Raw genomic sequence first — 14147 nt, 5'->3', positions numbered from 1 at the left:
CCAAACTCCATCAAAACGGACGCAATACCATCATAAAAGCAATAATCATAAACATGATTGTAGGAAATTCATTATATATTCTAAAATATCTTCCACTTTTCTTAAATGTATTATTTGCTAAAGCTTTTAAACAATAATAATTATGAATATGATAAATTATTAAAAGAGCTACACAAGTTAACTTTGCATGCATAAAACCTGCTCCAACCATCAATACTTCCTTAGCATGAAGCATTAAACTACCTGTAATTAAAGTGGCAATCATAGCAGGAGTTTGTATATAAAAATAAAGCTTTCTCTCTTGAATTTTTACAACTTCAACAAAACCTCTATTATCCTTATGCTCTATATGATAGACAAAAAGTCGAGGTAAATAAAACAGCCCGGCCATCCAAGAAACGAATGCTAAATAATGTATCCATTTAATCCAAGAATAATAATCATTAATCCATTCTGTCATTCTTTTCCTTTTTTTTAATAAATATTTCTTGTGTTAAAATTAAAATAACACTAAGATTTATTATAACATCTGCTACATTAAAAATTGCAAAATTAAACCATTTGTGCCAAAAGAACATATCCACAACTCCACCATACATAAAGCGATCTAATAAATTTGAAACACCGGCGCCAAGCATCATACCAAAAGCTAAACTATGAGTTCTTAAAAAAGTTTTTTGCCAAAAAAGATAAATAAAAAGTGAAATAATTAAAATAAGATGTAAATATTTAAGATAATGTTCTAAAAAGCTTAACATAGAAAAAGCTATACCTGTATTTAAAGTATAGGTTAAATCAAAATATTCACTTTGCCATCTAAGACCTGATAAAGTTAAAGACTTTACCCATTGATCCAAAATCAAAACAAGAATAAAAGCACCCCAAAAATAAAGAATAAATTTAAATTTTTTAACCATTTAAGGCTTTCTTAAAAAACTCCACAACATGTTTCATTTCATTCTCTAAAATTCTAATATCTTTAGCCTCTAATAAAAGTCTAATTAAATTTTCTGTTCCAGAATAACGAAATAAAGTATTAATATTTTTATTTTCTAAATTTTGCTTAAGTTCTTTTAACCCTTTAATCTTATCTAAATCTTTCTTTTCTGCAATTTGAAGATTGGTTAAAAGTTGAGGATAAGGCTTAAGTTGACCCAAAATATAACTTGCAGGTTTCTTTTTAGAAAGCATTAAAGCACTAAATTGTAAAGCTGCTATAAGTCCATCACCTGTTTTAGCATAATCACTAAAAATAATATGCCCACTTTGTTCCCCACCAAAATTACCTCCATTGGCTTTTAATTTTTCAAGTACATATTTATCACCTACATTACAAGTATTAAGTTCTATATTATGCTTATTTAAAAACTCTTTTAAGGCTCCATTACTCATTATAGTAGCCACAACACCTGATTTTAATTTATCCTGCTCTTTAAGATAAAGTGCTAATACTCCAAGCAAACTATCTCCATTAGCTACTTGTGCTTTTTCATCAACAACAACTAAACGATCAGCATCTCCATCAAAAGCAAACCCGACATCAGCACGAAGATACTTTACTTCAGTAGCCAAATTTGCAGGATGTAAAGCTCCACAATTTTTATTAATATTAAGTCCATTAGGTGTATCATTAATAACAATAACCTCAGCCCCAAGTTCTTTAAAAACTGTTGGCGCTACTTTATAAGCTGCTCCATTAGCTACATCTAAAACTACACGTAAAGATTTTAAAGTAAGATCTTTTGGAAAAGAATTTTTAATAGACACTATATATCTGCCTATAACATCATCAATTCTTTTTGCCTGACCTATTTCATCCATTTTAACTTTAGAATTTTGTATAAGCTTATCATCAAAATAAATTTCTTCTATTTTTTTTTCTATATCTTCACTTAATTTATTTCCATGTCCATCAAAAAATTTAATACCATTATCATAATAAGGATTATGAGAAGCTGAAATCATAATCCCTGCATCACAACGCATATCTTCAGTTAAAAATGCAATCGCTGGAGTGGGCATAGGACCTATTTGTATAACATTATATCCTATAGAAGTCAAACCTGAAACTATAGCATTTTCTATCATATAACCGCTTCTTCTTGTATCCTTTCCTACTAAAATATTATTTGTAATACTTTTATCTTTAAAATAAATACCAGCAGCCATAGCTAAACGCATAGCCAAAAAGCTATCTAAAAATTCCCCTGCTTTACCACGCACACCATCAGTTCCAAAAAGTTTCATTATAAACCTTTCTAGCAAAAAATAAAATGATTATAACAAGAGTAAAATAAAGAAATTTAAACAAGCTCTTTAAAGCTTGTTTAAATTTATAATTGAGGTTTAGGAGTTTTTTGTGTTGAAATAGGTAATTGTGGATAAACAATCACAGGTTTTGTTCCTGTTAAAGATTTTAAGAAAGCTTCAATACTTTTTGCTTCTTCATCAGAAATTTTAATACCAAGTTGAACACTTCCCATTTCTTTAATTGCGTCTTTTAAATTCCAAATAGCTCCATTATGAAAATATGGTGCAGTTTCAGCAATATTTCTTAAAGTAGGAGTTTTTACCATGCCATTTACATCACCTTTAAAATCACCTAAATTTGCAAACTGATATTTGTTAGCAACTTCAAACGCTTGCATATTGCCACCCAAATTTACACCATTATGACAAGCTACACAACCTTTTTTAATAAAAAGTTTTAAACCTTTTTGCTCATCTTTAGTCAAAGCTTTTTCATCTCCTTCTAAAAATTTATCAAAACGCGATGGAGTAATAAGTGTTCTTTCAAAATTTGCAATTGCATCAGCAATATTATCAAAATTAACCCCGCTGTTACCATAAATTTTTTTAAATTCACTGACATATTCAGATAAAGATGCAATTTTTTCAACTGCAAGATCAGAAGGAGTTGCCATCTCAACATCTGCTTGAATTGGACCCTTAGCTTGATCAACTAAAGTTTTTGCACGTCCATCCCAAAACTGAGTATTATTAAGAACAGCATTATAAACTGTTGGAGAATTTAAATGATGAGGATTTACTGCCCATTTATGTCCTACTGCAGCACTAATGCCATCTGTGCCACCAAGACCTAAATTATGACAAGTATTACATGAAATAATACCACTTTTTGAAAGACGTGGCTCAAAATAAAGTTTTTTTCCAAGCTCTGCCTTTTCAAGAGTAAACTCGCTAGCTTCAACTCCATTTTGTTTTAAAATTTCATCTACTCCTTTTTGATCTTTAGGCAAAGGAACAAGACCTGAATTTTTAGCCTCTTCAATAAGACTCGTGGCATTTAAAGTTGAAAAAACTATTAAAGATGCAATAAATAATGATTTTACTTTCATTAATTAACTCCTAATTAAAATAAAATAATAACAATTTAATATTTAAATAACAATAAAATATATTTAAAATAAATTCATACTATTTTTATCTTAAATTATTGGCTTTATTTTTTGTTTATTTATTTTTAAAAGTTATAATTTTATACTTTTTAAGAAAATAATCATTTCATTAATAATTAACAAAAGGGTATTATGGAAAATCTAATAATTTATGCTTTTATATATCTTCTTAGTTCAATTCCTTTTGGACTTATTCTAAGTAAAACTTTTGCTCAAATAAATATAAAAAACGAAGGATCAAATAGTGTAGGCGCTACAAATGTTTTAAGAGTCATTAAAGAAAAAAATCCTAGATTGGCTAAAAAACTTGCCATTGCTACAGTAATTTTAGATTTTTCAAAAGCTACTATTCCTTTATTAATTTTAAAATGGCTTAATTATGATCAAAGTTTACTTTGGAGTGTAGCAGTTTTAGCTGTTTTTGGACACTGTTTTTCCATTTACTTATCATTTGAAGGGGGCAAGGGTATAGCAACAGGAGCAGGTGCTATGATAATCTTATTGCCTTTAGAAGTACTTATAGCATTTATAGTTTGGTTTCTCATAGGAAAAATTTTTAAAATATCTTCATTAGCTTCATTAATGGCTTTACTAACCTTTATTAGCACCTCTTTTATATTTCATTATGATTTAGAAATTAATACCCATGCGCCCATTTTTATTATTGCTTTTATTATAACTTATAAGCATTTACCTAATATCAAAAGATTGCTTTTTAAAGAAGAATGCAAAGTCATATAAAAATAAAATTTCGTTTTCAATGTATTATTGGAATCTTAGATTTTGAAAGAAAAAAAAAGCAAACAATTATCATTAAACTTAAAGCTAAATCAGATGAATTTTTAAATTATTCTGAAATAATTACCAAAATCAAAACATACTATAAAAAAGAAAAATTTTATACTCTTGAAGAATCTCTTGATTTTATAAGTTTAAATTTAAAAAAAGATTTTCTATATCTAACTCATCTTAACATAGAAGTTTTTAAACCAAATATTATAAAAAATGCTAAAGTTGGGGTTAAGTTGAAAAAAAAATATTAATTTTTTTTTAAAGATATTTAAACATTTACTTAAGCTATGTTATAATTTTTTAAATTTTTCTTAATAAGGATATTACGATGAGAATTTTAGTTATAGAAGATGAGATTAGCTTAAATAAAACAATTATAGATAATCTTAATGAATTTGGTTATCAAACTGATTCTTCTGAAAATTTTAAAGATGGAGAATATTTTATTGGCATTAGACATTATGACTTAGTTTTAGCAAATTGGATTTTACCTGATGGAGACGGTTTAGAGCTTGTCAATACCATTAAACATAAATCTCCAAGAACTTCGGTTATGATTATGTCTTCTAAAACAGATAAAGAAACAGAAATTAAAGCTTTAAAAGCCGGAGCTGATGATTTTGTTAAAAAACCTTTAGATTTTGATATTTTATTAGCAAGAATAGAAGCACGTTTAAGACTTGGTGGGACCAATGTTATTAAAATTGAAGATTTAATAATCGATCCTGATGAGGAAAAAATTACCTACAAAGGTCAAGATATTGAACTTAAAGGAAAACCATTTGAAGTCTTAACTCATTTAGCAAGACACTCAGATCAAATAGTCTCCAAAGAACAACTTTTAGACGCAATTTGGGAAGAACCAGAACTTGTCACCCCAAATGTTATTGAAGTAGCTATCAATCAAATTCGCCAAAAAATGGATAAACCTTTAAATATATCTACTATAGAAACAGTACGTCGCAGAGGATACCGTTTTTGCTTTCCTAAAAAATCTTAGGATTTTGCACTAATAGTGCAAAATCTTTACACTTATTTTCATATTTTTTAAGTTTAATTATTGTATAAAGTAAAATATTTTTTAAATTTTTTGAAAGGTGATAATGTCTCTTTTAATTACAAAAGATTGCGTATGTTGTGACGCTTGCAGAGAAGAATGCCCTGATGAAGCTATTTATGAAAATAGTCCTATTTATGTCATAGATCCTGATCTTTGTTCAGAATGTGTTAATGATTTTTCAGAACCTGCTTGTATCGTAGCTTGCCCTTATGAATGTATTATTCCTGACCCTGATAATGTAGAAACTATAGAAGAATTAAAACTTAAACACAAGAATAAAGAATTTTAATGGCAAAAAAAACGGCTGTTGTTGATCTTGGCTCAAATTCTATTAGAATGGTAATTTTTGAAAAAACCTCAAGATATAGTTTTTATACAGTTTGTGAATATAAACGCAAAGTAAGACTTGGAGAAAATGCCTATAATAATGGAAAAATCCTTCAAGAAGAAGCCATGCAAAGAGCAGAAAATGCTTTAGCCTTTTTTAAAGAACGCGCCTTAAAACATAAATGTAAAAAAATATTTATTGTAGGCACATCAGCTTTAAGAGATGCACCAAATTCTAAAACTTTCATTAAAAGAATTAAGGATAAATTATCTTTAAATATACGCTGCATAGATGGAAAAAGTGAAAGTTATCTAGGAGGATTAGCTGCATTAAATTTATTAAGCCCTTTTAAAGATGGGACCACTCTAGATATTGGTGGAGGCTCAAGTGAATTATGTTTAATTAAAAATAACAAAATCATTTCTTGCATTTCCCTTGATATTGGCACAGTCCGCTTAAAAGAATTATTTTACGATACAGGAAAAACAAGTACTCTAGATAAATTTATAGCACCTATCTTAGAACAAATTCCTGAAGAATTTTGCAATCACAATCTCATTGCTATAGGAGGAAGCTTAAGGGCAATTTCTAATTCCATCATGCAAAAAAATTCTTATCCTTTAAAAAATTTACATGATTTTCGTTATATGTTGCATGAAGAAAAAAATCATATTTTAAAAATTTTGAATTCTAATGCAGATTCTTTAGTCAATTTTGGTATAAAAAAAGATCGTTTTGATACCATTAAAGAAGGTATTTTTATTTTTTTAAAAATAGCAAAAAAAATTAAAGCCAAACAAATTATTACAAGTGGGGTAGGAATTAGAGAGGGAGTTTACTTGCAAGATCTATTACGTCCTAAAACTATATTCCCTTCAAATTTCAATCCTAGTTTAAAATGCTTACAAGATAAATTCTTACAATCAAAACAAAAAAATCAAACCCCACATTTTGCTTTAAAAATCTTTAAAGCTTTAGAAAATCTCCATAAACTCAACGAATATTATAAATATATATTATTAAATGCTGCAAAATTATGTCATATTGGAGAATATTTAAATTTTTATTTTGCAAACGAACATTCTGCTAATTTTGTATTAGGTGGACTTAATTATGGCTTTTCTCATCAAGAAAAAATCTTAATAGCTACTATTATCAAACTTAATGGTAAAAAAATCAATCCTTACAATCTTGAACCTTATAGGAAACTTCTACCAAATACTCATATTATATCATGGCTTAATTTTATCTTATGCTTAGCTAAAACTTTAAGTACAAATGAAGATCAAATAAACTTTTTTTTTAAAAAAAATACCCTTTATGTATATCAAGAAAATAAAATTCTTAACTTAGCAAAAGATGAACTTAAAAAAATTATCAAGCCAAGCACCATAGCTTTAGCAATCAATCAAAAACCTTAAGATTCTTTGTTTTTTTGATATTGTTCTGTAAGATTTTTGATTCTTTTTTTATTTTCCTCAAAAAAAGAATCAAAATTTACTTCCTTCTTTTTTGTAAAATAATTTTCTATTTGATCTTTTGAAATTTCATCACTTTCTAAAAGTACATTAGAACTACCTACAACCATCACATAACGTTTATTATCATAAATAAATACTATAAATTGATTATTTTTATCTAAAAATCTTTGGAAAATTATATTAAAATTTTTAAAACCGGTATTATGTTTATAAGCTATAGTTCTTTTAAACCGCCAAAGTGCTATACATAAAATTAATAAAACAGATATAACTAAAATATAATTTGTATAATCATATCCTTGCAAACTTGTATTTTTTGTCTTAGGTATTTCATGATCTAAATTCATAATAGGGGTTAAATTTGTTGCATCTGTTTTTTCTTGTCCTGTTATTCTAATTCTTATACCAAATTTATCATTAATAAAACTTGATTCAATATTAATATTTTGTTTACTTTGTAACATAATATAAGTATTATTATTTTTAGAATCAATCTTAACTTTATCGACAAGCCTTGAATGAAGTTCTTTAAATTCATCTTTTAAGTATTTTAAATCACTAAAAGTTAAAAGTATAAAATTGTTTTCTTTTTTTTGAGAAATTTTACCATTATAAACACCATCAAAAGAAAGCATCAAATCGACTCTATCATTTCTATCATAAATATTATAGCTTACTAATTCAACACTATATAAAGGTAAAATGCATAAAAACAATACCAATAATCTCATTAAATTTCTTTTTTAAAATATTGAAGCACAGTTTTAGAATCTAAAATTTCATTAATTCTTATAGCAAGATTTTTTTCATAAACCATAACTTCGCCTTTTCCAAAAATTCTTTTATTAATATAAAGCTCCACGCTTTCTCCAGCAGGCTTTTCAAGATCTATAACAGAACCCACTTCAAGTTTTAAAAGCTCAGCAACACTCATATTTGTAGTTCCAAGTTCACTTACAAAATCTACTGTAATGTCTAAAATATCTTCATAAGATTGCAAGAGCCCATGATGATCATAAATTATATTATCATTCATTATTTACAATATCCTATCCTAAAATAAGAATTTTCAAATTTATAAGTTAAAGACTCATCTAAAACTATCTTAGAAAAATCAATCTTTCCTAAATATTCAGGAATTCCTAATTTATATTCAATATCTTCCTTAGCATCATTTAATAAATTCTTAGCATAACCTATAATCTGATTAGCACACTCTTTAATTAAATCACACCAATCATCTTCTTTAAATTTTTCCCCATGAATTAAAATATCGGCAATTTTTTGTAAAAATTCCTTTGGAAAAAACAAATAAAAATTATACTCTCCTTCATTTTTTCCTATAATAGGAATGCTTGCCCCATAAAACTCACCGCTAATATCTTGAGCTGCTTGAATATGAAGTTTTAATATGTGCTCAAAAAAGTGAGAAATGGAATATTTAAGAATTTTTAACATAATGATCACCTTTATAAAAAACTTAATCAAAAAAAATTATAATAAATATAAAATAAAAATATGTTTTAAAATTTTATTTTTTGAAAATTTCTTCAATGTCTTGCATAAGGACTTGTAAATCATTTTTTTTAAAACACTCAATAATACTAGTTCCCACAATAACACCATCAGCAATTTTACGCATTTTTTTAACATCTTTATTGTCTTTAATACCAAACCCTACAAAAATAGGTAAATTGGTAAAACTTCGAATTTCTTTTACTTTATCTAATAAAATACTTTCTTCAACGCTTTTGCTACCTGTTATACCTATACTTGCTAATAAATAAATAAAACCTTGAGCATTTTTTACCAATTTTTGTATTCTTTGCTTAGGAGTTGTAACACTTATAAAAGTAATAAGAGCTAGTTGATATTTTTGACATATTTTCTTCAAATCATAACTTTCTTCAAAACTTAATTCAGGAACAATTAAAGCACAAATACCTAAAGACTTTGCCTTTTTTACAAATTTTTCTAATCCATAAGAAAAAATTAAATTATAATACACCATAAAAACCAAAGCTTTGTTTGTTTTAATCCCATCTAAAAGTTTAAAAATACTATCAATATTTATACCTTGATCTAAAACTTGCTTAGTTGCATCACTTATAAATTTACCATCAGCAATAGGATCACTATAAGCTACACCAAGTTCTAAAATATCAATAACACTCTCATCTAATTTTTCTAAAAAAGCCTTGCTTAAATGAAGACTAGGATAACCTAAAATCATATAAGCTACATTTGCTTTATCTTTATAAAATTTTCTAAAATCAATCATAAATCATACCTTTTTTATATTCTCTAAGCATTTGCATATCTTTATCACCCCTACCTGAAAGATTAATTATTATCACACTTTTTTTCTCCAAATGTGGACACAATTTTTCTAAAAATGCTAAAGCATGAGAACTCTCAAGAGCTGGAATAATACCTTCTTCTTTACAAAGCAATTTTAAAGCTTTAACACATTCTTCATCGCTAATAGCATAATACTTAGCCCTTTGACTTTCAAATAAGAAAGCATGTAAAGGGCCAACTCCTGGATAATCAAGCCCGGCACTAATACTATGCACAGGTAAAATATTACCCAAATCATCTTGTAATACTTTAGTCTTCATACCATGAATAATACCTGTTTTACCTTTATTTAAAGTAGCCGCATGATAAGGCGTATCAATACCAAGCCCTCCAGCTTCAACACCAATAAGATTTACACTTTCATCTTTAATAAAATCATAAAAAATTCCAGCAGCATTACTCCCACCTCCAATAGCAGCTATAATATAATCTGCTTTTTTACCAAGTTTTTGGAGTTGTATTTTACATTCTTTGCCTATAATGCTTTGAAAATGCGTTACTATCTTAGGATAAGGATAAGGACCTACCGCACTTCCAACAACATAAAAAATATTCTTAATATCTCCAACCCAAGCTTGAATAGCTGCAGTTGTAGCTTCTTTTAAAGTTTTAAGTCCATTTTGTACTGGATGAATTGTAGCACCCAAAAGTTCCATTTTATAAACATTTAAAGCTTGTCTTTGTGCATCAATAGCCCCCATATAAATTTCACATTCAAGACCTAAAAGTGCTGCTGCAGTTGCTGTAGCTAAACCATGTTGCCCTGCTCCAGTTTCTGCTATAACTTTTTTCTTTCCCATTTTTTTAGCTAAAAGCACTTGAGCTATAGCATTATTAATCTTATGAGCTCCTGTATGATTTAAATCTTCACGTTTTAAATAAATCTCATGTTTATATTTTTTACTTAAATTACTTGCAAAATAAAGAGCAGTAGGACGTCCTACATAAGTTTTTAAAAGTTTGTCAAGTTCTTTTTTAAATGATTTATCTTTAGAAAATTTCAAAAAAGCATTTTCAAGTTCATGCAAAGCAAACATAGCACTTTCAGGTAAAAACTGCCCACCAAAATCTCCATAATAAGCCTTTTTCATCTTTTTAACTCCTTTAAAATTTTTTTAACCCTTTTTATATCTTTTAAACCTTTTTCATCTTCAAGTTTAGAATTAAAATCTAAAATTTTAGCTCCAGTTTTCAAAGCTTCTTGAAGATTTTTCAAACCTAAACCCCCTGCTAAAGCAAAATCTTTAGAATAAGATTTTAATAAGGTCCAATTAAAACTAATTCCATTGCCACCTTTTAAAACTCCTTTAGCATCAAAAAGTATCAAATCAGCATAAATTTCATTCTTGAATTCTAAAGTATTTAATACACTAACAACTTGCCAAACAAAAACTTTTTTAGTTTTTAAAATTTTAAATTCTTCACCAGTAATACAGCGATAAATTTGAATACCATCAAGCTTTACTATTTTTATACATCTTAAAATTTCATCCAAACTTTCATCCACAAAAACACCAATAACTTGCTTAGATTTTTCATGAAAAATACTACTTAAAATTTTAGCTTGTTCTAAATTCACCTGTCTTGGACTTTTAGCAAAAATCAATCCAAAAAAATCTATATTTAAAATAGCCAAATCTTTAGCATTTTGTTCATCTTTTATACCACAAATTTTAATTTTTAACACAAGCTTGATACTCCTTAAAATATTCTATTACCTTACCTGAATATATAGCTTGTAAAATCATATCTTTAGCTTTTAAAGGTGAATTGACTTTATTAGCCGTATAAAGTGCGAACATAGCATTTAAAATCACAAGATCAAATTTTGCCCCTTGCATTTTTCCGCTTAAAATATCAAGCAAATCTTTAGCATTTTCATAGGCATTAGCACCTATAATTTGACTATGCAAAGCCCTTTTAAATCCAAACTGTTCAGGAGAAATACAATATTCTAAAATTTCGCCCTCACAAAGTTCATAAATTTTAGTATCATGGCAAATGCTAATTTCATCCATACCATCATTTCCTCTTACAACTAAAGCTTTTTCACGTCCTAATTCCTTTAAAACTTCAATCAAAAGTCTGTGCACAGGTGCATGATAATTTCCCATCAATTGATATTTTAATTTTAAATTAGGATGCAACAAGGGTCCTAAAATATTAAAAACTGTTCTTATTCCAAGTCTTGATCTGATTTCTTTTAATTGTCCCACTAAAGGATGAAAAAAAGGGGCATGAAAAAAGCTAAGTTTTTGTCCATTTAAATACTTTAAAGCCAAATCTAAAGTATTTGGTGTAATAATATTTAAAGCATGTAAAATATCTGTACTTCCACTAGAACTTGAAATAGCGTAATTACCATGTTTAGCAACCTTTACCCCTAAAGCTGCCAAAATAAAAGCACTAGTTGTAGAAACATTAATACTTTTAAATCCATCCCCACCTGTTCCACAAATATCTATCATATCACTTTCATCACTAAAAGTTATAGAATAAGTTAAAATTTGTTTTACAAAAGCACTTAGGGATTTCTCATTTAAAGATTTTTCTGTAATTAAAACAAGCAAAACTGCTAATTGCAAGATTTCATAATTTTTAGACATAATAATACTACAAATTTGTTCAAAATCCTCACTTTGTAAAAAATGATTCTCACTCATCTTTTGTATATAAAAACTTAACTGCTTTTGCTCACTTTCAAACTTATTAATTTTTTGCTTTAAAAAATTAGAAAGAATTTTTAAACCATATTCACTAAAATGACTCTCAGGGTGAAATTGCACTCCAAAATAAGGTAGTTTTTTATGTTTTAAAGCCATAATAACACCTTTTTCATCAAAAGCTAAAATTTCAAGTTCATCTGAAGGTTGTTTAACTTCTAAAGAATGATAACGCATCACATTAAATTCTTGAGGCAAGGTTGCAAACAACTCATTTTCCTTACATTGTTTTACCAAAGTAGTTTTTGCATGTACAGCTTCTTGCATTTTAGATACTAAAGAATTAAAGGCTAAAGCTAAAGCTTGATGACCCAAACAAATACCTAAAACAGGTATATTAAGTCTTGCCTTAAAAATTTCAAGACAAATACCGCTTTGACTAGGATGCTTTGGTCCAGGACTTAAAATAATATGAGTAGGGTTTAAATTATTAATCTCATTAAGAGAAATTTCATCGTTTCTACATACTAAAATTTCATCATTACTTAAATTTTCTAGCATGTTTTTTATATTAAACACAAAAGAATCATAATTATCAATTAAAAGTATCATCATTTTCCTTTTTTAAATTTTTAAAAGCCAACAAAAGTGCCCTACGTTTAGCACAAATTTCTTCATATTCCTTTTTACTATCACTTTGTAAAACTATGCCTGCTCCACTTGATATATAAGCTCTATCTTTTGTAAAAAAAGTCGAACGTATTAAAATAGCTAAAACAACATCTTTCTTAAAATTTAAAAACCCAATAGCACCCCCATAAATTCCACGATCACACATCTCAAGTTCACGAATAATCTCTAAAGCTCTAATTTTTGGAGCTCCGCTTAAAGTTCCTGCAGGAAAAACAGCTTCAATCACATCAAAAATACTCACATTTTCTTTCATGGTAGCATACACTTCACTTACTATGTGCATAATAAATTTATTTTTAATAATAGAAAAAAGATTTTCTACTCTTGTATTTATCCCAAATTTAGAAGCATCATTTCTTGCTAAATCTACTAACATTTTATGTTCACTTAATTCTTTTTCATCATTTAAAAGTTCTTTTTCTAAAACATTAATATCACAATCATTATCCAAACTTCTAGTTCCTGCAATAGGAGCTAAAAAAATTTCCTTATCTTTAATTTTTAATAAAAATTCTGGAGAAGAACCCAAAACCACCCCATATTTACTTGGAAAATAAAACATATAAATACTAGGATTTAAAGTTCTTAATTGCTCATAATAATCAAAAGCATCTATTTGGTGCTTAATACAAAGCTGTTTACTTAAAACCACTTGAAAAATATCTCCATTAATAAGATATTCTTTAGCCTTTTCACACATTTTTAAAAAATCCTTATTTTCTTCTTTTAAACAATTTAAAATTTCAAAATCATAATTTTTTTCTTTTTTAAACACATTAAAATCATCTCTAAGATAATCAAAATACTTCAAATCCCCAAATTTTAAAAAAGTATTATGCTCTTTTTCATAAATTAAATAAGCCTTAGCATTAGCAAATAAAAATAAAGGAAAATCATAATTTCTTGAAGAAAAAATAGGAATTTTTTCCAATAAAGATATAAAATTCCAACTAAAAATTCCAAATAATCCCGCATGATCGCAAATACTTTTTTGAGCTAACAACTCATACTTTAATTTTAATTGACTAAATGAAAGATCATTAGCATCTAAATAATCACAATCAATTCCTATAATAATTCTGCTTAAATCCTCTACTAAATACGAATTTTTAAATTTTGAAAGGATTTGCCTATAATAAAAATTTACATTTTTAATATACATAAAATAAGCCTTTTATACAAAAAATAAAAAATTAAATATAATAAAATCAGATAAAAAGTAGTTTTTAGAAGCGCCAATAAAAAGGAGTGTAAGTAGGTTTTAAAATCAATAAATTACTAAAAAAATATTTTTCACTCATTTTTTACCTTTCTATAAAATTATTTTCTTTTAGATTATTTAAACCTTAA

Annotated in this window: 17 protein-coding genes; 5 read left to right on the top strand and 12 right to left on the bottom strand. The window is 27.1% G+C overall.

All coding sequences use genetic code 11. The features are described from left to right. Positions 1 to 10: 10 nt before the first annotated feature. The 4 genes from hemJ to A2J15_RS07305 all read right to left on the bottom strand — a co-directional run bounded on the left by hemJ (position 11) and on the right by A2J15_RS07305 (position 3359). Positions 11 to 460 (bottom strand): protoporphyrinogen oxidase HemJ, encoded by a 450-nt coding sequence (gene hemJ / locus A2J15_RS07320; protein ID WP_066777922.1) that lies wholly within the window; start codon positions 458 to 460, stop codon positions 11 to 13. Continuing rightward, positions 444 to 917 (bottom strand): signal peptidase II, encoded by a 474-nt coding sequence (gene lspA, locus A2J15_RS07315; RefSeq protein ID WP_066777915.1) that lies wholly within the window; start codon positions 915 to 917, stop codon positions 444 to 446. Before lspA ends, hemJ begins: the two co-directional genes overlap by 17 nt. After that, positions 910 to 2247: a phosphoglucosamine mutase gene (gene glmM, locus A2J15_RS07310; RefSeq protein ID WP_066777914.1), complete on the bottom strand. Its 1338-nt coding sequence runs from the start codon at positions 2245 to 2247 to the stop codon at positions 910 to 912. Before glmM ends, lspA begins: the two co-directional genes overlap by 8 nt. Before the next feature lie 86 nt (positions 2248 to 2333). Continuing rightward, the gene (locus tag A2J15_RS07305; RefSeq protein ID WP_066777912.1) at positions 2334 to 3359 is read right to left on the bottom strand and encodes a cytochrome-c peroxidase; all 1026 of its coding nucleotides are present in this window, start codon (positions 3357 to 3359) and stop codon (positions 2334 to 2336) included. A 192-nt stretch (positions 3360 to 3551) separates the two neighbouring features. On the opposite strand from A2J15_RS07305, the gene plsY reads away from it, so the two are divergent. The 5 genes from plsY (at position 3552) to A2J15_RS07280 (ending at position 7020) form a co-directional block, all read left to right on the top strand. Next, positions 3552 to 4160 (top strand): glycerol-3-phosphate 1-O-acyltransferase PlsY, encoded by a 609-nt coding sequence (gene plsY, locus A2J15_RS07300; RefSeq protein WP_066777910.1) that lies wholly within the window; start codon positions 3552 to 3554, stop codon positions 4158 to 4160. Beyond that, positions 4145 to 4462: a dihydroneopterin aldolase gene (locus tag A2J15_RS07295; protein ID WP_066777907.1), complete on the top strand. Its 318-nt coding sequence runs from the start codon at positions 4145 to 4147 to the stop codon at positions 4460 to 4462. The genes plsY and A2J15_RS07295 overlap by 16 nt, the downstream gene beginning before the upstream one ends. Before the next feature lie 77 nt (positions 4463 to 4539). Continuing rightward, the gene (hsrA, locus tag A2J15_RS07290; RefSeq protein ID WP_066777904.1) at positions 4540 to 5211 is read left to right on the top strand and encodes a homeostatic response regulator transcription factor HsrA; all 672 of its coding nucleotides are present in this window, start codon (positions 4540 to 4542) and stop codon (positions 5209 to 5211) included. Between the two features lie 103 nt (positions 5212 to 5314). Continuing rightward, positions 5315 to 5560, top strand: coding sequence for a YfhL family 4Fe-4S dicluster ferredoxin (locus A2J15_RS07285; protein WP_066777902.1), 246 nt, complete (start codon positions 5315 to 5317; stop codon positions 5558 to 5560). Further along, complete coding sequence (locus A2J15_RS07280; protein WP_066777900.1) at positions 5560 to 7020, top strand: Ppx/GppA phosphatase family protein; 1461 nt, start codon at positions 5560 to 5562, stop codon at positions 7018 to 7020. The genes A2J15_RS07285 and A2J15_RS07280 overlap by 1 nt, the downstream gene beginning before the upstream one ends. On the opposite strand, the gene A2J15_RS07275 is transcribed toward A2J15_RS07280, so the two are convergent. The 8 genes from A2J15_RS07275 to A2J15_RS07240 form a co-directional block, all read right to left on the bottom strand. Beyond that, positions 7017 to 7811 carry a hypothetical protein gene (locus A2J15_RS07275; protein WP_066777898.1) on the bottom strand — a complete coding sequence of 265 codons (795 nt, stop codon included), beginning with the start codon at positions 7809 to 7811 and terminating at the stop codon, positions 7017 to 7019. The two genes, A2J15_RS07280 and A2J15_RS07275, sit on opposite strands and share 4 nt — an antisense overlap. Then, positions 7811 to 8116, bottom strand: coding sequence for a flagellar motor switch protein FliN (fliN, locus tag A2J15_RS07270; RefSeq protein ID WP_066777897.1), 306 nt, complete (start codon positions 8114 to 8116; stop codon positions 7811 to 7813). The genes A2J15_RS07275 and fliN overlap by 1 nt, the downstream gene beginning before the upstream one ends. After that, a complete protein-coding gene (locus A2J15_RS07265; protein ID WP_066777894.1) occupies positions 8116 to 8538 on the bottom strand; it encodes a chemotaxis protein CheX in 423 nt (140 codons plus the stop codon). Before A2J15_RS07265 ends, fliN begins: the two co-directional genes overlap by 1 nt. 73 nt (positions 8539 to 8611) lie before the next feature. After that, entirely contained in the window at positions 8612 to 9361 is a 750-nt protein-coding gene (trpA, locus tag A2J15_RS07260; protein WP_066777891.1) for a tryptophan synthase subunit alpha, read from the bottom strand. After that, positions 9354 to 10532, bottom strand: a complete 1179-nt coding sequence (trpB, locus tag A2J15_RS07255; protein WP_066777888.1) for a tryptophan synthase subunit beta — start codon at positions 10530 to 10532, stop codon at positions 9354 to 9356. The genes trpA and trpB overlap by 8 nt, the downstream gene beginning before the upstream one ends. Then, positions 10529 to 11128, bottom strand: coding sequence for a phosphoribosylanthranilate isomerase (locus tag A2J15_RS07250; protein WP_066777885.1), 600 nt, complete (start codon positions 11126 to 11128; stop codon positions 10529 to 10531). The genes trpB and A2J15_RS07250 overlap by 4 nt, the downstream gene beginning before the upstream one ends. Continuing rightward, positions 11115 to 12716, bottom strand: coding sequence for an anthranilate phosphoribosyltransferase (gene trpD / locus A2J15_RS07245; protein WP_066777882.1), 1602 nt, complete (start codon positions 12714 to 12716; stop codon positions 11115 to 11117). The genes A2J15_RS07250 and trpD overlap by 14 nt, the downstream gene beginning before the upstream one ends. Then, a complete protein-coding gene (locus A2J15_RS07240) occupies positions 12700 to 13959 on the bottom strand; it encodes an anthranilate synthase component I family protein (protein WP_066777880.1) in 1260 nt (419 codons plus the stop codon). The genes trpD and A2J15_RS07240 overlap by 17 nt, the downstream gene beginning before the upstream one ends. Positions 13960 to 14147 lie beyond the last annotated feature (188 nt).

Origin of the sequence: Campylobacter hepaticus (assembly GCF_001687475.2) — a bacterium.
GTDB lineage: Bacteria > Campylobacterota > Campylobacteria > Campylobacterales > Campylobacteraceae > Campylobacter_D > Campylobacter_D hepaticus.
The sequence above is the reverse complement of the archived record's forward strand: the minus strand, read 5'-3'. Positions and strand labels throughout refer to the sequence as shown.